Origin of the sequence: Arthrobacter pascens (genome assembly GCF_030815585.1) — a bacterium.
GTDB classification, from domain to species: Bacteria; Actinomycetota; Actinomycetes; order Actinomycetales; family Micrococcaceae; genus Arthrobacter; species Arthrobacter pascens_A.
The window spans coordinates 4,007,145-4,032,957 of the sequence record NZ_JAUSWY010000001.1 but is presented as its reverse complement, the minus strand read 5'-3'; the positions used below and the strand labels follow the sequence as shown (position 1 = coordinate 4,032,957).

Sequence of the window (25,813 nt, the reverse complement as noted above, 5' to 3'; positions counted from 1 at the left end):
ATGACGCCACACAGCGGAAAACCTACGGCCCTCATCACCGGTGCCAGCGCAGGCCTGGGCGTGGAATTTTCCCGCCAGCTCGCAGAGCAGGGCCATAACCTGGTGCTTGTGGCCCGGGACAGGGAGCGGCTGGAGGCCGCGGCGCACGAACTGGAAAACAACTACAGCATCACTGCTGAGGTGCTCGCCGCCGACTTGACCGACGACGCCGGCGTGGCTGCCGTCGTCGAACGCCTTTCCGATGAGGCGCGCCCGGTGGAGATCCTGGTCAACAACGCCGGTTTCGGGCTGCTGCGGTCCTTTGAAGAGAATGATATCGAGGATGAAAAAGCGCATCTGAAGCTTCTCGTGGAAACTCCCATGGTGCTGAGTCATGCCGCGCTGAAGGGGATGCTGTCGCGCCGTTCCGGGAAGATCATCAACGTGGCGAGCGTGGCGGCGTTTCTGCCGCGGGGAACGTACTCGGCGGCGAAGGGGTGGCTGGTGGCTTTCAGCCGCTGGGCCAACCTGGCGTACTCCCCACAGGGCGTCACCGTCACGGCAGTGTGCCCTGGGCTGACGCACACCGAGTTCCACGACCGCATGGAGATGGACAAGTCGGCGGCCCCGCCGTGGATGTGGCTGAAGCCGGACCGTGTGGTCCGTGAGGGCTTGGCCGCCAGTCAGCACGGCAAGGCAGTTTGGGTCCCCTCCAAAAGGTACAGAATCATGATGGCCGCTGCGCAAGTGCTGCCGGCCCGTCTGACAACGGGCCCCCCCGAAGGGCGAGGTAGCGGCGACGCCACGCAGTCCGGCTCCAGGCGATCGCAACCAGCCGTTGGGGTCAAGCAGCCTCCCCGGATCGTCAGCGGCACTCCTTGACACTTCTTGTGGCGCTGAGGAACATCGAAGGTGCCGGAGCAGCTGGCGGTCTCTAAGGAGTCCAGCTGCGGACCGGACCCTTGAAGGGCCACGAAATGCTGTCAGCCTTTACCCGGGTCGTTTGGCTCCGCCTTGCAGCGCTGGCCATCGCAACCATGGTGGGATCTTCCCTTGGAGCCTGCACTGGAGCGCCGGATCCGCCCGACCAGCAGTCGCCGACGGCGAAGGCCTTCGTCCCCGTGCTGGAGCGGTACAGCGAGGATGTGCTCGAAGCCGGGGCCCCGGCCGTCTTTATCCAGATGAAGTCGCGGGTGGGGGAATGGTCCAAAGCCGCCGGTGTCCGAAGCCTTGAGAACCAGGAGCCGGTCCAGCTGACGGACCAGGTCCACGTAGGCGACATCACTTCCACCATGGTGGCAGTCTCGGTCATGAAGCTCGTGGAGGAAGGGAAGGTCCGGCTGGATGACCCGATCACCCAGTATCTGCCGGAACTCGAGAATGTGATCCGCCCTTCCTGGCCGGTCACTGTCCGCAGTTTGCTCAACCACCGGTCCGGAATGCCTAATTATCTGGAAGCCGTTGATGGATCCGAGCCCTTGAGTCATGAAAACCGCCTGGCTCTGGCCGGGACCCTCCCCTGGAAACACAATGGCTCGATCAGCGTCTACATATACTCGCGATCAGACTATGCGGCGTTGGCGCTCCTCGTCGAAAAGTTGCGCGGCCGGGCGCTTGAAGAGGTCCTTCACGTGGACATCGCGGAACCCCTGGGGCTGCAGGACACTCTCATGACGGGCAGCCAACCTGGTCCGCAAAAGATGGTTCACGGTTACATCCTCTTGGATGGCGGCGGTCGGGAGGATACGACGCTGCCTGCAATCCTCATCGGGTCCGCCGACAGCGGGATGATCTCCACCGTCGTGGACCTCAACACTTTTACCGCCGCACTCATCCACGGGAAGCTCCTGAAGCCCAGCACTGTGCTGGAAATGCTGGCACCAAACCAGCATGAGTACGGTTTGGGGCTCATGAAACGGCGCGATGCCTGCTCCAATAACTCCTACGTGGGCCATTTCGGGCAAGTACAGGGGTACGTGTCAGTTGCCCTGACCAGCGCCGATGGTTCTAGGCAACTGGCGATGGCTCTTGCGTACCCACCCGAAACGTGGTTCGCGGCGCTCAGCCCGTCATCGTCAACGGAGGACTTCAATCGCCATGCCGAGAAGATGTTGGAGGTCGCCGTGGAGGCGCTCAACCTGGCTTGTTAGCGGCACAGCCGAGGCCCGCACTGCGTCATTCCCCCAAGGAAATCACGCAGGACGGGCCTCATGAGCGCGGGCTACAAGGCGTACCCGGACAGGCTGGTTACACCGGGGCCGGAACCTTTTCGGCCGGAGCTTCATCGGCCGAGGCGTTGGCGTCGATGACGTCCTGGGATTCGAACGGCATTTCGTCCAGGTCGATCAGCGGGTTCTCGTCCTGGGTGGCAACAAGTTCGCGGGCCTCTGCCTGGGTGTCCACGCTGGGCATGGAACCGGGCAGCGGACGCTGGGCCGATTCCTTAAGGAAGTAAATCGCGACGGCGCCAATCAGGGAGGTGCCCATGAGGTAGTAGGCGGGCATCATGTCATCGCCGGTCGCCGTGATCAGCGCTGCGACGATGAACGGCGTGGTGCCGCCGAAGATGGCCACGGCGAAGTTGTAGGCAATACCCATGGCGCCGTACCTGCTGGCAGTCGGGAACTGCGCGGGCAACGCCGAGGCGAGGTTCGCTATATAGAACGCCACCGGGAACGCAATCATTGACAGGCCTGCCAGTGTGGACCAGACATCCCCAATGCCGATCAGCAGGAACGCCGGGATCGCGAACACCACTGTGCTGACGGCGCCGATCCACAAAACGGGACGGCGGCCGATCCGATCAGACAGCTTCCCTGTGAGGGGAATGCAGAGGGCCATGATCACCAGCACGGGGATGGTCAGCAGCGTGCCATGGACAGGGTCGTAGCCCTTGGACTCCGTGAGGTACGTCGGCATGTAGGACGTCAGCGCATAACCAACAGTGTTGGCCGCGGCGACAAGGATCATGGCCACGAGGAGCGAGCGCCAATAGGCCTTTACGATTCCGAGCGGGCCCTTGGCTGCGTCCACATCGGCTGCAGCCGCGTCCTGCCCGACGGATTCCTGGGCATCCATGGTGGCCTGGAACTGTGGGGATTCCTCGATCTTGTTCCGGAAGTAGATGGCGATGAGGCCCAGCGGACCAGCAATCAGGAACGGAATGCGCCAGCCCCATTCCTCCATGGCGGTCTGGCCAAGGGTCAACTGCAGGACCGAGACCAGCGCCGCGCCCAGGGCGAAGCCAAGGTAGCTGCCCATGTCCAGGAAGCTTGCAAAGAAGCCACGGCGCTTGTCCGGGGCGTATTCGCTCACGAACGTGGTGGCGCCGGCGTATTCACCGCCGGTGGAGAAGCCCTGCACGAGCTTCAACAGCACCAGGAGGGCCGCGGCCCAGATGCCGATCTGCGCATAGCCTGGCAGCAGCCCGACGGCGAACGTGCTCGCCGCCATGATCATCAGCGTTGCGGCGAGTACCTTTTGCCGCCCCACCTTGTCGCCAAGCCAGCCGAACACGACGCCGCCGAGTGGACGGGCGATAAAGGTGGCGGCGAACGTTCCCAACAGGAACAGCGTCTGGACGGACTTGTCGGCCTCGGGAAGGAAGACGGGTCCCATGGTGGTAATCAAGTAGCCGAATACGCCGACGTCGAACCATTCCATGGTGTTGCCCACGATGGTTCCGCCGAGGGCTTTCTTCAGCATGGGTTGATTAACGACGTTCACGTCGGACTCTTTGAGCCGGCGCCTTGCAAGTATCTTTGGTTTCCTCACACTTTGTGGTGTGACAATTCCTGGGTCTTTGTTGGTTCCGCTGGCGTTGTTCACGCCTGCTGAAGAGTCGGTCATGCTTCGGTCTGTGGGCATTTCTGCAGCTCCTGTGGAGGTGATTTGCTTGCGACTTGTAGCTGCCCCGCTCTGGGCAGGCCTTCAATTTTACGCGAATTCCGGGCCAATACAGAGCCGGATGGCGTAGGATCACTTGTTTCAGGGCCTTTTATGCCGCTCTTATCTGATTTGTTTTGGCCGCTCTCGCCCCGCCATCACTGGCATCCCGCCTGTCGCAACCCATCGTTATCGGAATGTTTTCACCCCCGCCCCTATTTGCGGGCTTTTCGGCGACCGGCCGGCGCTAAAAGTGACGGCGGCCACGGACCTTTCAGCCGACCGACGGATCGCCCATGGGCTCAAAATGGGGGTTCACAAGCCACCGGCTTGCTGCCTATTGTTGTGCCATGGGAACACTGATTTTTGAGTAGGCGGACGCCTGCGGCCTGGCTTCGGCCCGCCCCGTCCCTGCTGATCTCGTCAGACAAGCTGATCCTCCTCAGAAAGGTTCCATTCAATGACTGAACACGACTCTCCCGGCCAGCCCGCGGCGGGGGATGGCCAGGAAGCCTCCCGTGAGCCGGACAAACCAGCGTCCAGCGGCATCAGATCCCGGCTGACGGAAGCCCAGAAGGCCATGCTTGAGAGCAAATCCCGGGGCGGCGACGCTGGCCTGCGGAGTGTGGGCAAAAGCCACAAACCGACCCATGCGAGCGGCAAACAGGGGCCTGCCGAGAAGAAGGTCCGCTGGTAACTCCGGCGACAAGAAGGTAGTGCAGTCCTGTAGCTGGTGAACACTTCATTTCATTGCGGAAAGGAAGAAAAATGGCTGAACAACATGTAGGAGCAAAGATTGAACCGGAGGTTGCGAGTCACATCGCAGCAGCTATGGACAAGCCGTTAATGCCGGGGGTGGCCACCACCGCCGTGACCACGGCCATGGCCGGGGAGCGGCAGTGGCCGGACGGCAACGGCAAGCGGCGGCACCCCAAGGAACGCGGTACTGGCCAGGGGCGGATGGGGCATGAGGCAGCGGTGACGGCCGTGCATCGGACCAGCCGCCCGCAGCTGCCGCACTCCTCCTGAGGACGCGCATTTGACCTGACGACAAGGAAAAGGCCTGGCGACACCCATATTCGCGTGTCGCCAGGCCTTTTCCGTGTCCTCTGAGAATTTGCGCGTCGCCAGCGAGGCGGCGCCCTGCGTCCCTGACCAGTAGCGTTACGCCTCGGCCACCACCTCGTCGGCGTCCTTGTCCAGCCGCCACCCCCGCCAGACCGGATGTCTGAGCTTCCCGCTGCCTGTCCATTGGCCGAAAGTCACCTCACCGACCAGTCGCGGTGTCACCCAGTGGGCGTCCGAGGCGTCCTCGCGGGGCACATCGTCGAAAGGTGAAGTTTTCCGCGCCAGATCGTCCACCTTCTGCCGGAGTTCCTCAAGTTCACGCAGACTGAAACCGCTGCCCACCCGGCCCACATACCGCAGTTTATTGCCGTCGGGGATGCCCACGAGAAGCGAACCCACCGAGCTCTGCCGCCCGCCTTTGCCCGGCCGCCAGCCGCCCACCACCACTTCCTGGGTCTGCTCCAGCTTGATCTTGATCCAGGTCCGGGTCCGGTGCCCGCTGACGTACCGGCTGTCCGTCCGCTTGGCCATCACCCCCTCAAGCCCCAGCTCCTGTGCGCTCGCCAGGATGTGGTCGATCCGGTCGTCCAGGACGGGGGACAGCTCCACGGGGCACGCCGACGGGTGGTGGAACTCCTCGAGCCGCTGCCGCCGCTTGTCGAGCGGAAGACGGCGGAGGTCCTTCCCGCCGTCGGACAGGAGGTCAAAAAGCATCAGCCGGACCGGAATAGCGGCGCGGGCTTTTGCGACGTCGGCGGGCCGGGTCAGCTTCATGCGTCCCTGGAGCACTCCGAAGTCGGGTTTGCCGGAAGGCCCGACGGCGATGATCTCACCGTCGGCGACGAACGGCCGGTCCGGCCAGCAAGTCCGGTCGGTCAGCTCGGGGTAGGTTGCGGTGACGTCATTACCGTTGCGGCTGAAGATGCGGACCTTCTTCTCGTCTGCGACGATCACGGCACGGACGCCATCCCATTTGAGTTCATAACGCCAGTCGCTGCCCTGAAGGTCGGCGGCGGTACCGGCGGTTGCCATCATGGGACTGAAATCTTCGGCGCGGGCCGCCACTGCCGGCCCCTCGGCTTCCCGCCTTTCGGTTCTGTCGTCGGGCTCATCGTCATCCGCCGGAGCCTTCCGCGGATGGAATGTGTGGTGTTCCTTGTCCATCAGATGGATGAGCCACTGCCCTTCGGCATCCTTGCCCTGGCCCCGTCCAGTGTTGATCAGGGCGAACTTCTTGGTTCCACCCAGTCCCCCGTTTTCGGAGCCCGTCAGCGTGACGATGACCTCCCGGCCGTTAATCCACTTCTCAAGTTCATACGTGCCGTGGTCCCAGATAGTGACTTCCCCGGCGCCGTACTGGCCCTTCGGAATGGTGCCTTCGAAAGTGGCGTAGTCCAGGGGGTGGTCCTCGGTCTGGACCGCCAGATGGTTCTTGCCGCCGGATTCGGGAACGCCCTTGGGGAGGGCCCAGGACACCAGAACGCCTTCATGCTCCAGCCTGAAGTCGAAGTGCAGCCGGCTGGCGTGGTGCTCCTGGATCACGAACGTATCCCCGGCGCCCTCGGAGCCGGTAAACGGCTCCGGCGTCGCATTCGGATCGCGCATGGAACGATACTTCTCCAGGCGTGGATGAGCGCCGCCGTCGTCGTGCTCTTTGGCAGGGTGCCCTGAACCGCTTGCGACGGCGGCAAAAGGGTCCTTGCCCGCCTTGACCCGGCGCATCACGGCTTTGTAGTCGAGATGCTGCAGGTTGGAGGAGCTGAGCTCGCGCCAGGTCCGCGGCGCAGCAACCATAGGGGTTGGCCTGCCGCGCAGGGAGTAGGGAACGATGGTGGTTTTGGCCGCGCTGTTCTGGCTCCAGTCCACCAGGACCTTGCCCTTGCGCAGTGTCTTCTTCATGTCGCTGACGGCGAGGTCCTTGTGGTCGGACTCCAGGGCCCGGGCCAATTCATGGGCAAACTCCGAGATCTGATCCGAGGTCTGGGTTCCGTCCAGGCCGGCATAGAGGTGGATGCCCTTGCTGCCGCTGGTCACGGGGACAGGGTTAAGGCCTACGTCCTGCAGGATGGCCCGCGCCAGGAACGCTACTTCAACGCATTCCTCCAGTCCGGCGCCTTCGCCGGGATCCAGGTCCAGCACCAGCCGGTCCGGATTCAGCTGCCTGCCGTGTGAGTCAACCTGCCACTGGGGGACATGGATTTCCAGCGAATTGATCTGGCCGAACCACGTCAGGGTGGCTTGATCGTTGACCATGGGGTAGTAAATGGTGCGTTCCTTGTGCGTGATCGCGGCGCGCGGGAGCCAACCCGGCGCAGAGTCCTCCAGGTTCTTCTGGAAGAACACTTCGGCGGGCTTCTCCCCGGTGCCCACGCCATTGACCCATCGTTTGCGGGTGGCGGGACGCTTGGCAGCGGCCGGGATCAGGACATGTGCCACGGCGGCGTAGTAGGCCAGCACGTCGGCCTTGGTGGTGCCGGTCTCCGGGTAGATGATTTTGTCCAGGTTGGTGAGGGTCAGTTCCCGCCCGGCCACCCGGACGCGCTCCTTATGGCCGGCCATGGGTCTTCACCTCCGGCCAAGTCTGATGTTCACTTGAGGGATGAGAGCCATCTGGAAAGGTGCCATCGCGTTCGGCCTGGTCAACGTGCCTGTGAAGGTCTACAGCGCCACCGAGGACCACGACATCAGCCTCCATCAGGTCCACAACGCCGACGGCGGCCGGATCCGGTACCAGCGCCGCTGCGAGGTCTGCAGCAAAGTCATCGACTATTCGGACATCGAGAAGGCCTACGAGGACGAAGGCAAGACCGTGGTGCTCTCCAAGGAGGAGCTCAAGGCGATCCCGGCCGAAAACAGCCACGAGATCGAGGTGGTGCAGTTTGTGCCGTCCGAGCAGCTGGAGCCCATGATGTTCGAGAAGAGCTACTATCTGGAGCCGGACTCCAAATCTCCCAAGGCTTACGTCCTGTTGCGCCGTGCGCTTGAAGACACGGACAGAGTGGCCATTGTGCAGTTCGCCCTGCGGGACAAGACGAGGCTCGGTGCCCTGCGCATCAAGGATGACGTGCTGGTACTGCAGTCCCTCCTGTGGCCTGATGAGGTTCGGGAAGCCAACTTCCCGTCCCTGGACACGTCCATCCGGATCTCCGCGCAGGAGCGTGAGATGTCCGCAGCCCTGGTGGAGTCCATGGCCGCAGACTTTGAGCCCGACGCCTTCACCGACGATTACCAGGTGCAGCTCCGCCAGCTTATCGAGGCGAAGCTGGAGAAGGGCGATTCCCTGGACACTGAGGAGACGTTCGGGGTTGAGGCAGGGGAGGCAGGCAAGGGTGAAGTGATCGACCTGATGGAGGCGCTCAAGCGCAGCCTGGACCGGAAACGTGGAGGTGGTTCGGCCGCGTCCTCCGTTGACGAAGACAGCGAAGAGTCGGCGGACGAGGCCCCTGCCAAATCGGGCACCAGGTCCGGGACGCGGACTGCCTCCAAGGCCCCTTCCAAGACTGCTGCCACCAAGACTGGTGCCACCAAAGGTGCGGCATCCAAGAGTTCGGCTTCCAAGAGTGCAGAGCCTAAGACGGCCGGGGCCAAGACGACTGCCAAAGCCACCACAGCCAAAGCCACATCCCGAAAACCCGCAGCCAAGTCTGAACCCGCTGCGTCCGCCAAGTCCTCCCCCGCCCGCGCGCGCAAGGGTGCGTGACGCTGCCTGCGGTCTCGCAGCTGGTCCGGGGATGGCCGCCGCCTAGGAGTTCCGGAGGGCGGAGATAAGTTCGCTCTTCTTCTTGGCGGAATAGCCGGTCAGGCCTATTTCCTTGGCCTTCGCCTTGAGCTGGGGGACAGTCCAGTCATCGTAGTCGCCGGACTTGCCGCCTTTGCGTCCCACCGCGGACCGTCCCTTCTTGGCGGCCGCATTGGAGGCGCGGGCCGCCTTTTGCTTGGACGCTCCGTCGTCGCGGAGTTCCTCGTATAGTTTAGGATCCTTCACGCTCGGGTTCTTCTTGCCGGGCATGTCATCCTCCTTCAACCGGGTCTGGCCTTCGGGGCTTTGTCCGACCGCATGGGGTCAGGCTTCCACGCTAATTCCGGCACACAGTAAAAACAAGGACGTACTAAGGCTGCTTGCCTTTTGGGGAGCGCAGATCAGTCACTCTCGGGCGTGCCCGTGTTCAGTACTTGGAAATCGGCTCCGAGTTCGACTTCGACTTGGGACCCGTCGTCGCGGACGATCTCCACTTCAAAGGCGGTGGCGCCTTCATTCTCGCGTTCCACTTCGCCAACCCGGCCTTGGCCAACGCTGGCCAAAGCGGCTTGGCCTGCTTTGTCCCGGTCGGCGGCGCTCAGCGGTGGCCCGGAACCGGCCCCGTCGTCGTCCTGGCCTTGTCCCTCCACCCCGACCACCTCGAACGAACCGTTGAGGCTCACTTCGACGCTGTCGCCGTTGTCGAGCCGAACGTCGACTTCGTAAGACGAGTTGGCCTCGTTCTCCGTTTCCGCGCCTACCACGGTGCCTGGACCTGTTCGTGCGATGGCCGCGTCGCCGGCCTGCTGCAGGGCGGTTCCGCTCAAAGGTTGATCATCGCCGGGCGTGGTGCTGGCTGCGGCAACCGCGGCTCCGCCAAGGGCGACTGCTGCCGCAGCAGCGCCGGCGATCCAAAGGGTTTTCTTGCGCATCGCAGTCTCCTCTTTAGTCTCCCCAGCCTTTTCCAGTTGTGTCTTCCCAGTCTGCTCTCAAACCTCTTCACCTACAACGGGTACTGGTCACTTACGATGCAGCCACCACTGTGTCGATTTGGACCTTGGCGCCCAGGGGGAGGGCGGCCACCTGAATGGTGGACCGCACTGGATACGGTTCGGAGAGACGGCTCGCATAAACGGCGTTGATGGCCTCGAAGTCCCGGTAGTCCGTGAGGTAAACAGTGGTGCGCAGGAGGTCCTTCAGCGTCAGCCCCTGTTCGTCGAGGAGGATCTGAAGATTAGTCAGCATCGCATCACACTGCTGGGCCGCATCGGTGGAGACCAGTTCGCCCGTATCACTGTGCTGGCCGATGATACCGGCGGTGTATCCGGTATTTCCGTGCTGGACATAATGTGAAAACGGGGCCGCTGACTGGTGGAGGCGAGGACTGAAATGATGGCGGGGCATGCTTTCCCTTCGGCCGGCTGCAACAGACGCATGGATCTTTTGCCACAACGTGGCAGTGCCTAACGTACAGCTCGCCGGGGCCCTTGAACCAGTCCTGTGTCGCAGGAACGGTCACTGTTTTCCTCGGCTTGATCCGGCACTTCGCAGGAATACCGCGACCAAGACCGCTGTGCCGAGACAGAGCCCCATGTTGGCTCCAACGGCGGGCAGGATGCTGCCCAGGACCTGTGCAGCGGAATGGTCGCCGGAGATGTGGGGGAGTGACGCAGCCATGACGGTGCTCATGATGGGGATGCCGAGCGTGATGCCGATTTGCTGGCTCACGGTGGTCAGGCCGGTGGCGAGGCCTTGTTCGGTGTGGGGAAGCCCTGTGGTGGCGGTGACCATGAAGCCGACGATCGCCGCGAGGTTGGCCACACCGCCGATGAAGGTCGCGATCAGCACGAGGGTGAGCGAGCCCTGGTCCGCGTTGATGAAGAGCAGGGATCCTGTGGCCGCTCCCTGGACGGTGAGCCCGCTGACGATGGTGGCTTTGTAGCCGAGCCTGCCGATCAGTTTCGGGGCGATGACACCACCTATGACGGTGCCGAGGCCGAGCACGGCGAAGGACAGCCCGGCAGCAATCGGGGTGTAACCGAGGACTTGCTGAAGGTAGAGGGTGAGGATGAAGACGAGTGAGGTTTCGGTGGCGAAGGCCAGGATCCCTGCAATGTTGCCCCAGGCGATATTGTTCCGCCGCAGAATGGTTACGGGGATGAGGGCGTCCGTGGTGTTCTTCTCGATAAGGAAGAACACGGTGAACATGACGGCGCTGGCGGCCAACGGTCCCCACACGAGAGGGTCTGCCCAGCCTTTTCCCCTGCGGTGGTCATGCCGAAGACGAGCATCAGCAGGCCGAGGGTGACGGTGACGGCGCCTGGAACATCAAGCCTCTTCCGCTCTCCGCGGGACGATTCAGTCAGGAGTCGGGGTGCGAGGATGAGGACGAACGCCGCGATGGGGATGTTGATGAAGAATGCCCACCGCCAGCTGAGCAGGTCCGTCAGGACCCCGCCGAGGATGGCGCCCGTGGTGAAGCCGGCGGCCATCAGGGAACCGTTCAGGCCCAGGGCCTTATCCCGCAGCGGGCCTTCAGGGAAGGAAGTGGTGAGCAGTGACAGGGCGGCAGGGGTGACGGCGGCCGTGGCGATGCCCTGGGCCACGCGGGCCGCCAGCAGCAGTCCCGGTTCCGAGGCGAGTCCGCCGACGAGGGAGCCGATGCCCAGCAGTGCCATCCCTGCGATGAAGAGCCGCTTACGTCCAAACAGGTCAGCGACCCGGCCGAAAAACAAAGTGAAGCCTGCCGCACAGAGGGCGAACGACGTCGCGATCCACTGCAGGTGCTCGAGGGAGAAACCGACGTCGGCCCCAATCCTGGGGAGGGCAACATTCAGGATAGAGAAGTCCACGGCCAAGGTGAAGCTCGCGGTCAGCAGCAGGACCATCGTCAGGCGCTGCCGGCTGGACATCCCGGCCTTCTGAGCCGATGAGGCCGGCGCGGGCGGTGCGGTGTCGTGGGTTGTCATGCAGGGCTTCCTATCGTTGAGTGCGGGTTCGTGTTCCTTTCAACCGTGCCGGGTGGGGTGATGAACAGCCACGCCGGGTTGTGGGTAGCACTGGCAGTGCTACCCACGTTCGGCATTGTTCAGGAATACTCGGGGTATGAATGAACCGGCGGCCATGGGTGCCTTCCTGCGCAAACGGCGTGCTGCCTTGAATCCGGCTGACGTCGGCCTGATGGATTACGGGACGCGGAGGGTTCCTGGGCTGCGGCGGGAGGAAGTGGCGATGATGGCCGGGATGAGCGTGACCTACTACGCCCGCCTGGAGCAGGGCCAGCACGTGAATGCTTCCGACTCTGTTATCAATTCGCTTGCCCAGGCATTGGCCTTGACCGACGTGGAGAGAAAACACCTGGCGGATCTGTCCGGCATCCGACGGCGGAACACTAAATCCTCCCGGAGCAGGCCCGACCACGTCAGGCCGGGAACCAAGCGCCTGATCGATGCGATGGGCTTGTCCGCCGTGGTGCTGGGCAAGCGCACCGAAGTCCTGGCCTGGAACGTGTCCGGCCATCGACTGGTCGCCTCGCACATGGACTTCGACTCCCCGGAGCTTCCTTCCCGACGCCCGAACATGACCCGGATGCTTTTCCTTGACGTGCCCACCCGAAGCCTGTACCCGTACTGGCGGTCCGAGGCCGGCCGGGCTGTTGCCTCCCTGCGGCTGCTCTGCGGCAGGTTCGCCGATGACGCCGACCTCGCGGCACTCGTGGGTGAGTTGACGCTGAAAAGCCCTGAGTTTGCGGTGATGTGGGCGGAGCATCCTGTGGAAAACTGCATGTCAGGTCAGAAGACCCTGAACCACCCGGAACTTGGGCCTTTGGAGCTGGGGTTTGAGGTCCTGACCGTGCCGGATGATTCCGGCCACCGGATCCTGACCTACACGGCCGCGCCGGGAAGCAGTTCCGCGGCTGCTCTGGCCGGATTCCCTCATGAACAGGCATCGGCGTCCGCCCTGTCGCCACATTCGCCCCAGGAGTAGTCTCGGTGCCGGGCGGACCTCCCGCTCCAACAGCCAGGAAGGGGAACGCCGTGGCAGGCAACCATGTGGCAACGTCCACCGTCACCATTGATGCTCCGCCGAGCCGTGTCTGGGACGTCATAACGGACCCGGCGGCCGTCAAGGAATTCATGTTCGGGACCGAGCTTGTGACTGACTGGACGGTGGGCGGCCCCATCGTGTGGCGGGGAGAGTGGGAGGGCAAGGATTACGAGGACAAAGGGTACATTCTCGAATTTGAACCGGGGCAGCGCCTGGTCCACACCCATTTCAGCGCCTTGAGCGGCGACGAAGACGCCCCGGAGAACTATCACACGCTCACCTGGACGCTCGAGGACCAGGACGGCAAAACGCGGTTCACGCTGTCGCAGGACAACAATGCCAGTGAAGAGGCTGCCCAACACTCGAAGGGCATGTGGGACCTGCTCGTCGCCGAAGTCAAGGACATCGCGGAGCGGGCCTAGGCAGCGGCGTGGAGGGCCTTAAACGTCAACGGCCGCCGCCGCGCCAGTCCCCAACAGGGGAGAGGCGCGACGGCGGCCGTTGACGTGAAGCCGCTACTCGGCGTCGTGATCCGTTTCCAGGATCTGGACCAGGCGGTCAAGGGCGTCGTCTGCGCCGCTGCCTTCTGCACGGAGCACAACAACGTCGCCGTGGGACGCGCCGAGGCTCATCAGGGACAGGATGCTCGCGGCGTCCATTGCTTCGTCAGCCGGCTCGCCTTGGCGGGCGATGGTGATGTCCAGGTCGAACTCGCCGGCGGCCTCGGCAAAGATGGCGGCGGGGCGGGCGTGAAGGCCTACACGGCTGGCGACGGTTGCGGTGCGTTCTGACATTTTTTCTCCTTTTGACTTTCGGCTGGCTGTTGGTCAGCGCCGTGGATAGGTAGTGAGTGGGGCCGGATCAGACCGTTGCGGGAACGGACTCCACGCTAGCAGCGGGCTCGCGGACGGCCCAGCGCTTGAGCGCGATGACTGCCAGCGCGCTGACAATGGTTCCGGCAACGATCGAAACCACGAACATCAGCAGGTTGCCGATGGCGAAGAACACGAAGATACCGCCGTGGGGCGCCTGCGACGTGACGCCGGTGGCCATGCAGAGGGCACCGGTAAGTGCACCGCCCACCATGCTGGCGGGGATGACGCGGAGCGGATCGGCTGCAGCGAACGGAATGGCACCTTCAGAGATGAAGGATGCGCCCAGCAGCCAGGCTGCCTTGCCGTTCTCTCGCTCGGCCAGGCTGAAGAGCCTCTTGTCCAGGACGGTGGCCAGGGCCATCGCCAGCGGCGGGACCATGCCGGCAGCCATCACGGTTGCCATGATCTGCCACGGTGCCTGGTTGGTTGCGCTGCCGGCGCTCAGGCCTGCAACAGCGAAGGCATAGGCAACCTTGTTGACCGGGCCGCCGAGGTCGAAGCACATCATGAGGCCAAGGATGATTCCGAGGATGATCGCGGACGCACCTGACATGCCCGAGAGCCAACCGTTAAGGGCGGTGGTGAGGCCGGCGATGGGACCGCCGAGAATCAGGAACATCAGGCCGGAGGCAACGATGGAGGCCAGCAGGGGAATGATGACAACGGGCATCAGGCCGCGGAGCCAGCGCGGTACCTGCCAGGTGCCGATCACGTGCGCGATGTAGCCGGCCAGCAGGCCGCCGACGATGCCGCCGAGGAAGCCTGCACCCATAAATCCGGCTACGGCACCGGCAACGAAGCCCGGGGCGATGCCTGGCCGATCAGCGATCGCGTAGGCGATGTAGCCAGCCAGTGCGGGCACCAGGAAGCCCATGGACAAAGCGCCGATCTTGAAGGCGACCGTGCCCAGATACAAGGCGAGATTGCCATCGGGAAGATTGAACAGCGTGTTGGCTGCCAGGATGTCGTTGGCTTTGGTTCCCAGGGCGATGTCGAAACCAGCCAGAAGGAAGCCCAGGGCGATCAGCAGGCCGCCACCGGCGACAAACGGGATCATGTAGCTGACGCCGGTGAGCAGGGCCTTCTTCAGCTTCTGGCCGATGTGCTCGCCCTTTTCCATCTCCGCGTTCTGAGCCTGCTCCTCGGCACCGAAATGCGGAACGCGGCGTGCGTTGGGGTTGTCCGCGGCGGCGAGAGCCTCCTGGACCATCTTGGCGGGCTCGTCGATGCCGCGCTTGACGGGCGCGTTGATGACGGGCTTGCCGGCAAAGCGTTCCTTGCCGCGCACATCCACGTCCACCGCGAAAATCACGGCGTCAGCGGCGGCAATGACTGCCGGGTCCAGGGGCTTGGCGCCCGAGGAGCCCTGGGTCTCCACCTGCAGGTCCACGCCCACTTCCTGGGCAGCGGCGACCAGTGAATCGGCGGCCATGTACGTGTGGGCGATGCCGGTGGGGCACGCTGTCACAGCCACCAGGCGCTTCGGCCGGCCAGCAGCGCCGGCGCCGGCAGCAGCAGCACCGGCGGGTGCAGAATCAGATGCAGAATCAGATGCAGGAGCGGCGTGGGCGGCCGGCTTGTCTGCCAGCGCACCCTCCACCAGCTCGACGATTTCCTCGCGCGAAGAGGCAGCCCGCAGCGCTCCGGTGAAGTCCTTCTTGATCAGCGACCGGGCCAGCTTGGACAGGAGCTTGAGGTGCTCCTGGTCCGCGCCTTCAGGAGCGGCAATGAAGAAGATGAGGTCCGCCGGGCCGTCCTTGGCGCCGAAGTCAACGGGCTGGGAGAGCCGGGCCATGGCCAGAGTGGGCACGGTGACGGCGGTGGAGCGGCAGTGCGGGATGGCAATGCCGCCCGGAACGCCCGTGGCCGTCTTCTGTTCACGGGCGAAGGCGTCCGTGAAGAGGCCTTCCGCCTCGGTGGCGCGGCCGCTGGCAGCTACTTTGCTGGCCAGGTGCCGGATCACGTCCTCGGGCGAGCTGCCCAGGTTCTGGTCGAGCTCGACCAGGTCGGTGGTGATGAGCTGAGTCACTGTCAATCCTTTCGAAGGGCCGTGATGGTTACGGCATCCGGGGTGGTTTGGTGGACTGCCGGGACAGTGGAACCCGGCAGCGAAGCGGCGGCGGCACCGTGTGCCACAGCCTGACGGAGGCAATCGGCCGGGGCGGCGCCCTGGCCGTGGGCGAGCAGGTAGCCGGCCAGCGAGGAATCGCCCGCACCGACAGTACTGACCGCGGCGACCGGCTGATGCGTGGCCAGCCACGCGCCGTCGGCCGTTACCAGAACAGCTCCCTTGGATCCGAGAGTTGCCAGTACAGCACCCACACCAGAACGCACTACGGCGGCGGCCGCTGCTGCTGCAGCCGCCGGATCCGCTTCAAGTTCGTCAGCGGTGGACGCCGTGGCGAAGCCGGCTGCTGCAGCCAGTTCCGCCAGTTCTTCGGCGTTGGGTTTGAGGAGGTCCGGTTTCCCGGACACGCCGTCCAGCGAGCTGCCGGAGACGGCGCCGGCGAGTGGTTCGCCGGAGGAGTCGACGGCGATGCGCACTCCGCTCAGCATTTTGCCGTCACCGGCGGCGGTACGCAGCCGCCGGGTCACGGTGGCGTAGAAGTCGGCCGGGAAGCCCGGCGGCAGCGAACCGGCCAGGACCACCCAGCTGGCGCCGCGCGAGCGTTCCAGCAGCAGCGCGATCAGCGCTTCCTGCTGGTCTGTGCTCAGGAGTGGTCCCGGTTCGTTGATTTTGGTGGTGACGCCACCCGGCTCGGTGAGGGCGACATTGGTGCGCAGCGGCTCGCCAATGGGGAGGGCGGCGAACGGAACGCCGCCGTCGTGCAGTCCGGCCAAGACAGGATCGCTGGCTGCTCCGGGGAGCACGGCGAGGGTTTCCAGGCCGGAGGCCACCAAGGCACGGGACACGTTGACGCCCTTGCCGCCTGATTCCTGGCTGACGGAGACGGCGCGCTGCACCTCGCCGCGTTCCAGCGGTCCAGGCAGGGCCACGGTGCGGTCCAGGCTGGGGTTGGCAGTGAGCGTGACGATCATGCGATCACCACGTCAACGCCGGCCTCCGCGAGGGCGGCGGAAAGTTCGGGGCTGGGTTCGCTGTCTGTAATCAAGGTATCCAGATCTTTCAGGGAGGCGAACTGGACCAGGGTTTCCGCGTCCAGCTTGGTGGAATCGGCCAGCACCACGATGCGGCGGGCCGAATGGACGAAGGCTGCCTTGACGGCGGCTTCTTCAGGATCGGGAGTGCTGAGGCCGAAGCTCGCGTGGATGCCGTTGGTACCGATGAATGCGATGTCCGGGCGGATCCGCTGGGCGGCCTCCACAGTTGCCTGCCCTACGGCTGCCTGGGTCAGCCCGCGCACCCGGCCGCCCAGGATCTGCAGGGCGATTCCCGGGGTGCTGGAGAGCTTTGCGGCAATCGGGACCGCATGGGTGATCACCACAAGTTCAGCCCCGGGTTCCGTTGCCCCTGAAGGTTCGACGGCGGTGCGGCGGGACAGCAGGTCGGCCAGGACCTCGGTGGTGGTGCCGCCGTCGATCAGGACGCTGCCCGGGGAGTTCTGCGGGATGAGGTCAAGGGCTGCCTGGGCGATGCGCATTTTCTGGTCCGGACGCTGGACGGCCCGTTCGTTGATGCTTTCTTCGGTGGTGCTGAAGCGGTCGGCTGCCACGGCGCCGCCGTGGACGCGGCGGACAGTGCCGGCGGTCTCCAGTGTGGCAAGGTCCCGGCGGACGGTTTCGGTAGTGATGCGGAAGCGCTCCGCGAGCAGGGTCACGCTGACCCGGCCGCTGCCGGCTACAAGCTCGGCAATCTTCTGCTGGCGCTCCTCGGCGAACACATACCCTCCGTTGCGTAAAGTCCTGGGAAATCCGTCAGTGACTGGCATCACATGATGTTGAATTCATTGACTTTATCTGTGTTCGTGTGGGTTTGTCAATGGAAAACCACACGAACGCAGATACGCTTTGGAGTTTTGTCCACTTATCGCGCCTAAAGGGCCGGGCAACAGTCGCGGTAAGTGGACAAAAACTCGCCTGACAGGGCAGAAGCCGGGCCTGACCACTGTGGTCTGACCCGGCTTCCGGATTCACGGCGGGGCGCTTCAGGGCCTCGGCTAGAATTGGCCGTCGCGGCTGTCGTTCCGGGTGATGCGCTCGCCCGTGTTGGGGTCAACCACGGAGCGGGTTTCACTGACCCGGCGGCTCCGTCCAGGAGACGCGAGGATGAGTGACGCGATAAGGCCGATCACGCCGACGGCCATTAGGATGTAGCCGATCAACGTCTGGTCCACGTAGGGAATGAGGCCCGGGGTGACCGCCCAGGCGAGGATGGCGCCGATGGCAATGAGGAAAATAGAGGAACCGATTCTCATGACTTGCTCCTTGTTGTCCGCTGATCTTGTAGGGCGGTACTGTGTGCGGCCGTGCCTTGTTCGCCGTACTTGCTAAGCATGCTTCCCAATGTCAGGCTACATCACGTGTCCCGGCGGTGGGCAGAACCCGGGCCTCAATTCCCGAGCCGCGCCGCCCCCGGCTCCCGGTCGATGTGGTGCCGATAGACCCAGTCGAAGTCCTCTGCCGCCTTCCTGGAGAGCGAGCGGAATACGGCCTTCAGGATCAGGTCCTAAAAAATCCGTTTGAACTGCCCGCGGACCTTTGGTGCCGCGTTGCGCCGGCCCCACTCCACTACTGCCTCCGCGCGTTCGCGGCGCTCGCCTTCATAACGTGTGAACGCGGCCTCGATGGCACCGGCCCTGACCGGCACCGCAGCGGCCCTGACTGCCGCCGCAGTTTCCCCATTCCCGTCGGATTCGATGCCCTGGAGGGCACGGCCAAGCGTCACCGCGTCCTCGATGGCCATCGAGGCGCCCTGCCCGGACGACGGCGAGGCGGCATGGGCGGCGTCGCCCACCAGGACCATCGGGCCCCGGTGCCAGCGCGGAATGCTCGGAAAATCGAACGTGGAGTACGGCCTGATGATGTCAAGGGTGGCCCCGATGACGGCCGCCATGGGTGTCCTGTCGCCCGTGACGAGCCCTGTCAACCAGTCCTTCAGTTCCTCGGGAGCCAGGCGCGACGGATCCTCCGATGTTCGCTGCAGGGGATTGGCAAACCACCAGATCCGGCCCTCAGGGTCCTGCATGTAGCAGTAAAAGCAGCGCTTGCCGAAGATCATTTTCATCTGTCCTGGCTGTGTGTCGGCGGTACCTGCCGGGAGTGTGCCGGCCGGAACGATGCCGCCCGTGTTGAGCAGCGGAATGCTGCGGGGCGCGGGGGTGTCAGGTTCGATCAGCGCCCTGACGGTGGAGCGGAGGCCGTCCGCGCCGACCAACAGGTCACCTGGGGCCGTGGTTCCATCGTCGAAAACTGCGGCCACGCCGTCGGGGGTTTCCGTTACGGAGCTGAGCCTCTTTCCGTATTCGATCCGGATCCCCCGCCTGGCCGCCTCCGTCCGGAGCAGGCCGTAGAGGTCGGAGCGGGTCAGGGTGCGGGCGGTGGTCCCGTCGGGAAGGGCGCCGCCGTAGTCGAAGTCGATCAGGTGCCGTCCCGTGCTGCCCAGGTACATGGACATCCGCGGGGTGCTGAATCCCAGTTCCGCTGCGGTCTGCTTCAGTCCCAGCGTGTCCAGGGCGTCGAAGCCGTTGACGGCGAGGGTAAGGAAGCCCCCTACGCCGTCCGACGGGCCGCCGTACGCTTCGAAGACAACGGGGGTGTGACCTGCTTTTTGCACTGAAAGGGCCGTGGCCAGGCCTGACACTCCGGACCCGATGATGAGGCATTTCAGCACGGCGGTTCTCCTTGAATAATATTTCGTTCGATTAAAAGAAATATAATCCTAGAGAGCCACTCCGGAAAGCCTTTCGGCAGAGCGAAATAATTTGCTAGCCTCGGGGAATGCGGACACAGCGTCAGGACCTGCTTGAGGCGGTCTACCACTCGGGACGGGAACTGTCGACGGCGGCAGTCATGTTCCACACGAAGCTCTCCGAACTGCGGGGACTGTCGGCCACCGAAGGCAAGGCGATCGATATCCTGCTGCGTTTCGGGCCACTCACGGCTGGGGAGTTCGGCGAGCACTCCGGCCTTGCGCCGGCGTCGGTGACCGGCCTGATGCAGCGACTGGAGGCTAAGGGTGTGGCCCGGCGCGTCCGGCACGTCGAGGACAAGCGCAAGGTGCTGATCGAACTGGTGGGGGACCAGGCCGCCGCCGCGGCGCCCTACTTCGAGGATTTCATGGCGGGACTGGCGGCTCTCCTGGAGGGCTACAGTGACGAGCAGTTGCGGACCATCGCGGATTTCTCCTCCAAAGCCGCTGCAGTGCAGCAGGAAGCGGCCGGACGGCTGGGGTCTGGCTAGGCTGATCCGATGGAAACAGTTGTGTGGTCGAAGCCGGAAGGCGAAAGGGCCGGTACGCCGCTGCTGGTCATGATGCATGGCTACGGCACCGACGAATCCCGGATGGTCCGGCTGTTTGAGCACCTGCCGCCCGAATTTACCTGCGCGGCACTACGGGCACCCATGGACATCGGGGATCATTACGGATGGTTCCTGCTGGACTACTTCCTGGCCAACGATTTCGCGGACGTTATCACTGCCACCAATGCCGTGCAGGCCTGGATCAGCTCGGTCAAGGGGCAGCACAGCAGCGTGAGCCTGATGGGGTACTCGCAGGGGATGGCCATGGCCAGCACGCTCCTGCGGCTGCACCCCAAGGACTACACGGCCACCGTGGGGCTGTCCGGCTTTGTGCTGAACAACGATCTGCTGTCGCTGAGCGAGTCTTTTGAGTCCCCGCCGCCGTTCTTCTGGGGGAGGGACAAGGGGGACCTGGTGATTAACGAGGACGCCACGGCTTACACCGAGGAATGGCTCAATGCGAACACCCGGCTCACAGCCAGGACCTACCCCGGAATGGGGCACGCCATGTGTAAGGCGGAAATGGTGGATGTCAGCGCCTTCCTCCGCCACTACGTCCTCAGCTGAGCAGTATTAGCGGGTCCTTCACTGGTCCCGCGCGTGGTGAGAATTCCGTCACACTCCCGTTTGTTCAAAAAACAGTTGCGCGGCAAATTTGTAAGCGCTTACACTCAACCTCGGCCGCTCCATCGGCCCTTGAACTGGGCCGGAAGGGAGGCTGGGAATGTGCATCGTTTCAGTGCTGCCCTGCGCTGCCGTCCGCGGCTGCAGTCCCCCCGGGTTGTCAGGCCACCGCAAAGGCGCCCATGATGGATAAAGACATTTCATCAGCAGCCCTCCGGCCGCCGTGGCATTCCCCATCCACGCCCTACCTGCCGCGCTGCTGATCCTGCGGACACCGACGCCGCCACATCCCATGCATCCTGGCCTCCGAGGCTGCCCGCCGTCTGAAAGGACACCGCACCGAGCATGACTGATCTCCTGAAAACCAACAGCCCTTCCTGGACCAGCGCCTCTGCCATTCTTTTTGACCTGGACGGCGTGCTGACACCCACGGCAACGGTCCACGAGCGGGCCTGGCAGGAGCTCTTTGAGGGCTACCTTGCATCGCAGCCTGGCGTGACCGGATACCGCGAAAGCGACTACTTCGACCACATCGACGGCAAGCCAAGGTTCGACGGCGTCCGGGACTTCCTGGCGTCCCGCAACATTGTGCTTGCCGAGGGCCCCACCGATGACGATCCCGCCAACACCACGGTGCAGGGGCTCGGTAACCGGAAGAACCGGATCTTCAATGACATCGTCAGTTCGGGTGTGGAGCCTTTCGAGGGCTCGGTGCGCTTCCTCGAAGCCGCGCTGGAGCGGGGACTGAAGATCGCAGTCGTCTCCTCATCCCGGAACGCGCCGGCGGTGCTCAAGGCCGCCGGCCTGAACGGGCATTTCCCCGTTGTGGTGGACGGAGTGGTAGCGGCGGCCGAAGGCCTGCCCGGCAAACCCAGCCCGGCCACCTACGACTACGCGGCGCAGTTACTGGACCTTCCCACCGAGGAATGCGTCGTCGTCGAGGACGCTGTGTCCGGGGTCCAGGCCGGACATTCCGGGCAGTTCCACTCCGTGATCGGCGTGGACCGCGGCGCCGGCAGGCAGACGCTGCTGGATGCCGGAGCCACCATGGTGGTCAACGACCTCGAGGAACTCCTCTAGCGCCAGCTCCCCGGCTGTTCGCTTCATCCGCTCCACACTCCGCTCCATCAGTCCGACTCCGCGCAGCACCCCCAACCGCGCGTCCCAAAAACGCACAGGCCCTAGCTGCCCAAGACCCCAGCGGCTCATCCCCCAGCTGCACAGTACAAACGCCAAAGGACCCCAACACCATGGCTCTTATCACAGCGGACCGCGAACGGTTCCCCAACAACCCTTGGCAACTCGTGGAGACGCGCCATGAGCCGGGCAATGCGGGCACACTGGAAACCCTTTTTGCTCTGGGCAACGGGCACCTGGGCATCCGCGGCGCGCACTGGGCAGCCGCGGACGCTGACCTGCCGGGCAGCTTCATCAATGGCCTGCATGAGATCTGGGACATCAAGCACGCTGAGAACGCATTCGGTTTCGCCCGGACCGGCCAGCGGATCATCTATATCCCGGATGCGAACAACTTCACGGTGATCATCGACGGCGAGACCCTCAGCCTGGCGGAATCCGGAGTGCTCGACTACCGCCGCTCCGTTGATTTCTCCACCGGAATCTACGAATGCCGAATCACCTGGCAGTGCCGCTCCGGCGCCACAGTGACCACCACCGAGCGGCGTGCCGTCGGATTCGCCTCCCGGGGCAGCGTGGGCGTGTCTTTGGAAGTGTCCGCTGACCAGGATGTGTCCGCCGACGTCACGTCGTCCATCATCAACCGCCAGGACCAGCCCGTTGAGGACCACTCTGCGCACGACCCCCGCCGCGCCGGCCGCCACGCGGGCCGCGTCCTGCTGCCCTTACGGCTCGACGGCGGCGACGGCTCACTCCGGCTTTCCTGGGAGGCGGCGGAATCCAGGCAGCGGGTGGGAATTGCCGTGGACCACTGGACTTCCGCCGGGCACCAGCCGTTCGACACCCTGGTGGACCAGGATGACAGCAGCGTCCGCTATGTTCTGGCCGTTGGCGCGGACCAGCCCTTCCGGCTGGAAAAAAGCGTCAGCTACGCCGCTGGCCGTGGCGTCCAGGACTCCGGCCAGGATGCGGCGGAAGCCGCCGAGGCCGGACTCCGTTCCGTCCAGGACATCTTTGCCGAGAGTGAGGCGCACTACCGGGACTACTGGGCCACGTCGGACATCGTGGTGGGCGGCCAGCCGGAACTCCAGCAGGCCATCCGCTGGAACCTGTTCCAGCTTGCCCAGGCGACAGCGCGCGCAGACGTTGCCGGCATTCCTGCCAAGGGCGTGACTGGCTCAGGCTATGAAGGCCACTATTTCTGGGACCAGGAGGTCTATCTCCTGCCATACCTGACGTACACCAACCCCGACGGCGCCCGCCAGGTCCTGGAGTTCCGGCACGAGATGCTCCCCGCGGCCAAGATACGCGCCAAGGATCTCAGTGTGGACGGCGCGCTCTTCCCCTGGCGGACCATCAACGGCCTCGAATCGAGTGCCTACTACGCTGCCGGCACCGCGCAGTTCCACATCGCCGCCGCTATCGCCTTCGCCACCAACCGGTACCTGTGGGCAACAGGCGATGAAGAATTCAGCGAGGGCATGGGCGCGGAGCTCCTGATCGAAACAGCCCGCATGTGGGTCTCGCTGGGGTTCTTCGGCAAGGACGGACTCTTCCATATCCATGGCGTCACGGGCCCCGACGAGTACACGGCAGTAGTCAATGACAACCTCTACACCAACGTCATGGCCCGCTTTAACCTGCGCGCGGCCGCTGCCCTGGACCACGCCGAAATCAGCGACGACGAGCGCCAGCTGTGGGAAGCCGCTGCATGCCGCATGCAGCTGCCCTTTGATGACCGCATGCAGGTGCACTCCCAGGACAACGACTTCATGACGCTGGAACCCTGGGACTGGACCACACCCCGGTCCAAGTACCCGTTGCTGCTGCACTTCCACCCGCTGGTGATCTACCGCCACCAGGTGCTGAAGCAGGCCGACACCGTGCTGGCCATGTTCCTGCAGTGGCAGGACTTCACGGCTGAAGAGAAGCGCCGGGCCTTTGATTTCTACGATCCCATCACCACCGGCGACTCCACCCTGTCCGCCTGCGTGCAGGGGATCATGGCCGCAGAGGTGGGGTACCCCAAGGCGGCACTGGAGCACTTCACCAACGCCGTGTTCATCGACCTTGATGACACCCACGGGAACACCATCGACGGCGTGCACATCGCCTCCACGGGTGGTGTGTGGAGCTCGCTGGTCTGCGGCTTTGCCGGGCTCCGCGACCAGGGCCCCGTGCCGTTTTTCGATCCGCGGCTTCCCTCCGAGTGGGAAGCGCTCTCCTTCCACCTCAAGATCCAGGGCCGGCTGCTGATGGTGGAACTCGACGCCGGCTCCATCACCCTCACTGTCAGCAAAGGCGAGCCGCTGGATGTGGACGTCCGCGGGCAGGTGTTCAGCGTGGACCGGGACCCGGTCCGGGTGGCCCTGGAGCCGGTGCAGGTTCCGGAGCCTACGGTCTTCCCCAGCGGGCTGCCGACAGCGAGCATTCCCGTGGTGCGCGCCCGCGCCTAAGCGTGTTCGGCGGCCTGCCCGCTGGTGCCGATGTGGGTTACTGGTCGGAGATAGGTCGAGAGGAAAATCGTGAAGTTCGTAGTCATATTTGGGCCGCCTGCCGTAGGGAAAATGAGCGTTGGGCATGAGCTTTCGAAACTTACGGGCTTCAGGCTTTTCCATAACCACATGACGATTGAGTTGGTGCTGAATTTCTTCGATTTCGGAGAGCCTCAGTTCCAGACCCTGGTCGCCGAGTTTCGCCAACGCGTGTTCGAAGAGGTTGCAGCGAGCGATCTACCTGGACTTATTTTCACGTACGTTTGGGCGCTCGACCACGAATCCGACCGGAAATTCGTAGAGCGGAGTTGCGACGTATTCAGGGATCAGGGCGCGGACGTGTACTTCGTTGAGCTGGAAGCCGATTTGGAGGAGCGGCTGAGGCGGAACGAGACGGAATTCAGGTTGTCACACAAGGCGTCCAAGCGAAACATCAAGGGTTCCCGGGCGCTCTTGTTGGAGCACGATGAGCAATACAAGCTGAATTCGGACGGTGATTCTTTTCTTCAGGATAACTTCCTGAAGATCGACAACACGGATTTGCCAGCCGAAAAAGCTGCCCGGATGATTGTCGACGAATTCGGGTTTTGCATGTGAAAGAACCGCGCGGGCGGCCACCACTGCTGCGGCCTGGCCGTCCGGCTGCGGCCTTAACCGTTCGTCGGCAAGGTAGCGCCGTTCGTCCTGCGGCGCGTGGCTCGGGCGAACTCCGGGCAGGGGCCTGACGCTACTCACGCGCAGGAGGCACGCGTCGAGCGTCAGTCTCCGGCCGGCCGGTGCACGCAGAAGCCTTGGCCGCTTTGACCGGAGTGCAAACTGTGTCCGGTCGATCCGGCAGCTATGGTTTCAGCGCAGCATTGATCAGGATTTCGGCGGCGGCCCGGGCTTGAACGGCGGGCTCGGCGCTGCCTGAGATTGCGGCCGTGGTCTGGGCTCCTTCAGCAAGGATGGAGAGCTGTGGCGCAAGGGTGGGCGGGGCTCCGGCTTCTGAAACCAGATTGGCAACATAGCCCTGGAAGTCTTTCTTGTGGCTGCGTACGATTTCGGCCACGCGCGGGGAAAATCCTCCGAGTTCTCCGAACGAATTAATAAACGCGCAACCGCGGAATCCGTCCTCCGCGAACCAGTCAGCAAGAAAATCGTAAATGGCCAGCAGGCGTTCGCGGGGCTCTTCCTCGCCGGCCACGGCCGCGGCCACCCCCTCAGTCCACACCCTGTGCCGGTTCAGAAGGACCTGCTCCACGATCGCATCTTTCGACGGAAACAACCGGTAGAGCCGCTTGAGCGAAATGCCCGATGCCCCGCGGAGCTCATCCATCCCCACAGCCTGGATTCCTCGGGCGTAAAACAGCCGGTCCGCAGCATTCAGGGCCACGTCGCGCAGGGCTTCATCGTCTGCGGGCTTCGAAACCTTCCTCGAAGCACGCGCCGTATCAGGTGCCACCGCTGTCATCACTTCTTTCCGCAGAACACTTGCAACGGATAACGTTCGTTCTCTATAGTAGTCCATGTAGCTGAGAACGACCGTTCTCACCAGATCCGAA

Annotated in this window: 26 protein-coding genes; 12 read left to right on the top strand and 14 right to left on the bottom strand. The window is 64.0% G+C overall.

Annotated elements, in window-relative coordinates:
* Window positions 1–861 (top strand): SDR family NAD(P)-dependent oxidoreductase, encoded by an 861-nt coding sequence (locus QFZ30_RS18655; RefSeq protein ID WP_307078769.1) that lies wholly within the window; start codon window positions 1–3, stop codon window positions 859–861.
* Between the two features lie 95 nt (window positions 862–956).
* Window positions 957–2,129, top strand: coding sequence for a serine hydrolase domain-containing protein (locus tag QFZ30_RS18650; RefSeq protein ID WP_307078767.1), 1,173 nt, complete (start codon window positions 957–959; stop codon window positions 2,127–2,129).
* 97 nt (window positions 2,130–2,226) lie between these two features.
* Here QFZ30_RS18650 and QFZ30_RS18645 read toward each other — a convergent pair whose 3' ends face one another.
* Window positions 2,227–3,846, bottom strand: a complete 1,620-nt coding sequence (locus tag QFZ30_RS18645; protein WP_307078765.1) for an MFS transporter — start codon at window positions 3,844–3,846, stop codon at window positions 2,227–2,229.
* Window positions 3,847–4,324: 478 nt separating this feature from the next.
* On the opposite strand from QFZ30_RS18645, the gene QFZ30_RS18640 reads away from it, so the two are divergent.
* Both QFZ30_RS18640 and QFZ30_RS18635 read left to right on the top strand, forming a co-directional pair.
* Window positions 4,325–4,561 (top strand): hypothetical protein, encoded by a 237-nt coding sequence (locus QFZ30_RS18640; RefSeq protein WP_307078763.1) that lies wholly within the window; start codon window positions 4,325–4,327, stop codon window positions 4,559–4,561.
* Between the two features lie 71 nt (window positions 4,562–4,632).
* On the top strand, window positions 4,633–4,893 hold the full coding sequence (locus QFZ30_RS18635; RefSeq protein ID WP_307078762.1) for a hypothetical protein: 261 nt from the start codon (window positions 4,633–4,635) through the stop codon (window positions 4,891–4,893).
* Between the two features lie 135 nt (window positions 4,894–5,028).
* Here the strand turns inward: QFZ30_RS18635 and QFZ30_RS18630 are convergent, their stop codons facing one another.
* Window positions 5,029–7,491, bottom strand: coding sequence for an ATP-dependent DNA ligase (locus tag QFZ30_RS18630; RefSeq protein WP_307078759.1), 2,463 nt, complete (start codon window positions 7,489–7,491; stop codon window positions 5,029–5,031).
* Window positions 7,492–7,531: 40 nt separating this feature from the next.
* On the opposite strand from QFZ30_RS18630, the gene ku reads away from it, so the two are divergent.
* Window positions 7,532–8,632 (top strand): non-homologous end joining protein Ku, encoded by a 1,101-nt coding sequence (gene ku / locus QFZ30_RS18625; RefSeq protein ID WP_307078757.1) that lies wholly within the window; start codon window positions 7,532–7,534, stop codon window positions 8,630–8,632.
* Between the two features lie 42 nt (window positions 8,633–8,674).
* Here the strand turns inward: ku and QFZ30_RS18620 are convergent, their stop codons facing one another.
* From QFZ30_RS18620 to QFZ30_RS18600, 5 genes are all read right to left on the bottom strand, one after another.
* On the bottom strand, window positions 8,675–8,941 hold the full coding sequence (locus QFZ30_RS18620; protein ID WP_307078755.1) for a DUF7218 family protein: 267 nt from the start codon (window positions 8,939–8,941) through the stop codon (window positions 8,675–8,677).
* Between the two features lie 131 nt (window positions 8,942–9,072).
* Window positions 9,073–9,603, bottom strand: coding sequence for a PepSY domain-containing protein (locus tag QFZ30_RS18615; RefSeq protein WP_307078753.1), 531 nt, complete (start codon window positions 9,601–9,603; stop codon window positions 9,073–9,075).
* Between the two features lie 91 nt (window positions 9,604–9,694).
* Window positions 9,695–10,075 carry a RidA family protein gene (locus QFZ30_RS18610; RefSeq protein WP_307078751.1) on the bottom strand — a complete coding sequence of 127 codons (381 nt, stop codon included), beginning with the start codon at window positions 10,073–10,075 and terminating at the stop codon, window positions 9,695–9,697.
* A 111-nt stretch (window positions 10,076–10,186) separates the two neighbouring features.
* Window positions 10,187–10,879, bottom strand: coding sequence for an MFS transporter (locus tag QFZ30_RS18605; RefSeq protein ID WP_373462861.1), 693 nt, complete (start codon window positions 10,877–10,879; stop codon window positions 10,187–10,189).
* Window positions 10,822–11,640, bottom strand: a complete 819-nt coding sequence (locus QFZ30_RS18600) for an MFS transporter (protein WP_307078747.1) — start codon at window positions 11,638–11,640, stop codon at window positions 10,822–10,824. Before QFZ30_RS18600 ends, QFZ30_RS18605 begins: the two co-directional genes overlap by 58 nt.
* A gap of 136 nt (window positions 11,641–11,776) precedes the next feature.
* Here QFZ30_RS18600 and QFZ30_RS18595 point away from each other — a divergent pair, with 136 nt between their 5' ends.
* Both QFZ30_RS18595 and QFZ30_RS18590 read left to right on the top strand, forming a co-directional pair.
* Window positions 11,777–12,658: a helix-turn-helix transcriptional regulator gene (locus tag QFZ30_RS18595; RefSeq protein ID WP_307078746.1), complete on the top strand. Its 882-nt coding sequence runs from the start codon at window positions 11,777–11,779 to the stop codon at window positions 12,656–12,658.
* A 50-nt stretch (window positions 12,659–12,708) separates the two neighbouring features.
* Window positions 12,709–13,140 (top strand): SRPBCC family protein, encoded by a 432-nt coding sequence (locus QFZ30_RS18590; protein WP_307078744.1) that lies wholly within the window; start codon window positions 12,709–12,711, stop codon window positions 13,138–13,140.
* A 93-nt stretch (window positions 13,141–13,233) separates the two neighbouring features.
* On the opposite strand, the gene QFZ30_RS18585 is transcribed toward QFZ30_RS18590, so the two are convergent.
* The 6 genes from QFZ30_RS18585 to QFZ30_RS18560 form a co-directional block, all read right to left on the bottom strand.
* On the bottom strand, window positions 13,234–13,512 hold the full coding sequence (locus QFZ30_RS18585; RefSeq protein ID WP_307078742.1) for an HPr family phosphocarrier protein: 279 nt from the start codon (window positions 13,510–13,512) through the stop codon (window positions 13,234–13,236).
* A 67-nt stretch (window positions 13,513–13,579) separates the two neighbouring features.
* Window positions 13,580–15,622: a PTS fructose transporter subunit IIABC gene (locus QFZ30_RS18580; RefSeq protein WP_307078741.1), complete on the bottom strand. Its 2,043-nt coding sequence runs from the start codon at window positions 15,620–15,622 to the stop codon at window positions 13,580–13,582.
* Between the two features lie 2 nt (window positions 15,623–15,624).
* Complete coding sequence (locus QFZ30_RS18575; protein WP_307078739.1) at window positions 15,625–16,632, bottom strand: 1-phosphofructokinase family hexose kinase; 1,008 nt, start codon at window positions 16,630–16,632, stop codon at window positions 15,625–15,627.
* Entirely contained in the window at window positions 16,629–17,435 is an 807-nt protein-coding gene (locus QFZ30_RS18570; protein ID WP_307080358.1) for a DeoR/GlpR family DNA-binding transcription regulator, read from the bottom strand. Before QFZ30_RS18570 ends, QFZ30_RS18575 begins: the two co-directional genes overlap by 4 nt.
* A gap of 276 nt (window positions 17,436–17,711) precedes the next feature.
* Complete coding sequence (locus QFZ30_RS18565; RefSeq protein ID WP_307078737.1) at window positions 17,712–17,969, bottom strand: DUF6458 family protein; 258 nt, start codon at window positions 17,967–17,969, stop codon at window positions 17,712–17,714.
* 251 nt (window positions 17,970–18,220) lie between these two features.
* The gene (locus QFZ30_RS18560; protein ID WP_307078736.1) at window positions 18,221–19,384 is read right to left on the bottom strand and encodes an FAD-dependent oxidoreductase; all 1,164 of its coding nucleotides are present in this window, start codon (window positions 19,382–19,384) and stop codon (window positions 18,221–18,223) included.
* A gap of 107 nt (window positions 19,385–19,491) precedes the next feature.
* Here QFZ30_RS18560 and QFZ30_RS18555 point away from each other — a divergent pair, with 107 nt between their 5' ends.
* The 5 genes from QFZ30_RS18555 (at window position 19,492) to QFZ30_RS18535 (ending at window position 24,866) form a co-directional block, all read left to right on the top strand.
* Window positions 19,492–19,953 (top strand): MarR family winged helix-turn-helix transcriptional regulator, encoded by a 462-nt coding sequence (locus QFZ30_RS18555; RefSeq protein WP_307078734.1) that lies wholly within the window; start codon window positions 19,492–19,494, stop codon window positions 19,951–19,953.
* Between the two features lie 9 nt (window positions 19,954–19,962).
* Window positions 19,963–20,580, top strand: a complete 618-nt coding sequence (locus QFZ30_RS18550) for an alpha/beta hydrolase (protein WP_307078732.1) — start codon at window positions 19,963–19,965, stop codon at window positions 20,578–20,580.
* Window positions 20,581–20,982: 402 nt separating this feature from the next.
* On the top strand, window positions 20,983–21,717 hold the full coding sequence (locus tag QFZ30_RS18545) for an HAD family hydrolase (RefSeq protein WP_307078730.1): 735 nt from the start codon (window positions 20,983–20,985) through the stop codon (window positions 21,715–21,717).
* Window positions 21,718–21,887: 170 nt separating this feature from the next.
* Complete coding sequence (locus QFZ30_RS18540) at window positions 21,888–24,230, top strand: glycoside hydrolase family 65 protein (protein ID WP_307078728.1); 2,343 nt, start codon at window positions 21,888–21,890, stop codon at window positions 24,228–24,230.
* Window positions 24,231–24,299: 69 nt separating this feature from the next.
* Window positions 24,300–24,866 carry an AAA family ATPase gene (locus QFZ30_RS18535; RefSeq protein ID WP_307078726.1) on the top strand — a complete coding sequence of 189 codons (567 nt, stop codon included), beginning with the start codon at window positions 24,300–24,302 and terminating at the stop codon, window positions 24,864–24,866.
* 241 nt (window positions 24,867–25,107) lie between these two features.
* On the opposite strand, the gene QFZ30_RS18530 is transcribed toward QFZ30_RS18535, so the two are convergent.
* The gene (locus tag QFZ30_RS18530) at window positions 25,108–25,722 is read right to left on the bottom strand and encodes a TetR/AcrR family transcriptional regulator (RefSeq protein ID WP_307078724.1); all 615 of its coding nucleotides are present in this window, start codon (window positions 25,720–25,722) and stop codon (window positions 25,108–25,110) included.
* Between the last annotated feature and the right edge of the window lie 91 nt (window positions 25,723–25,813).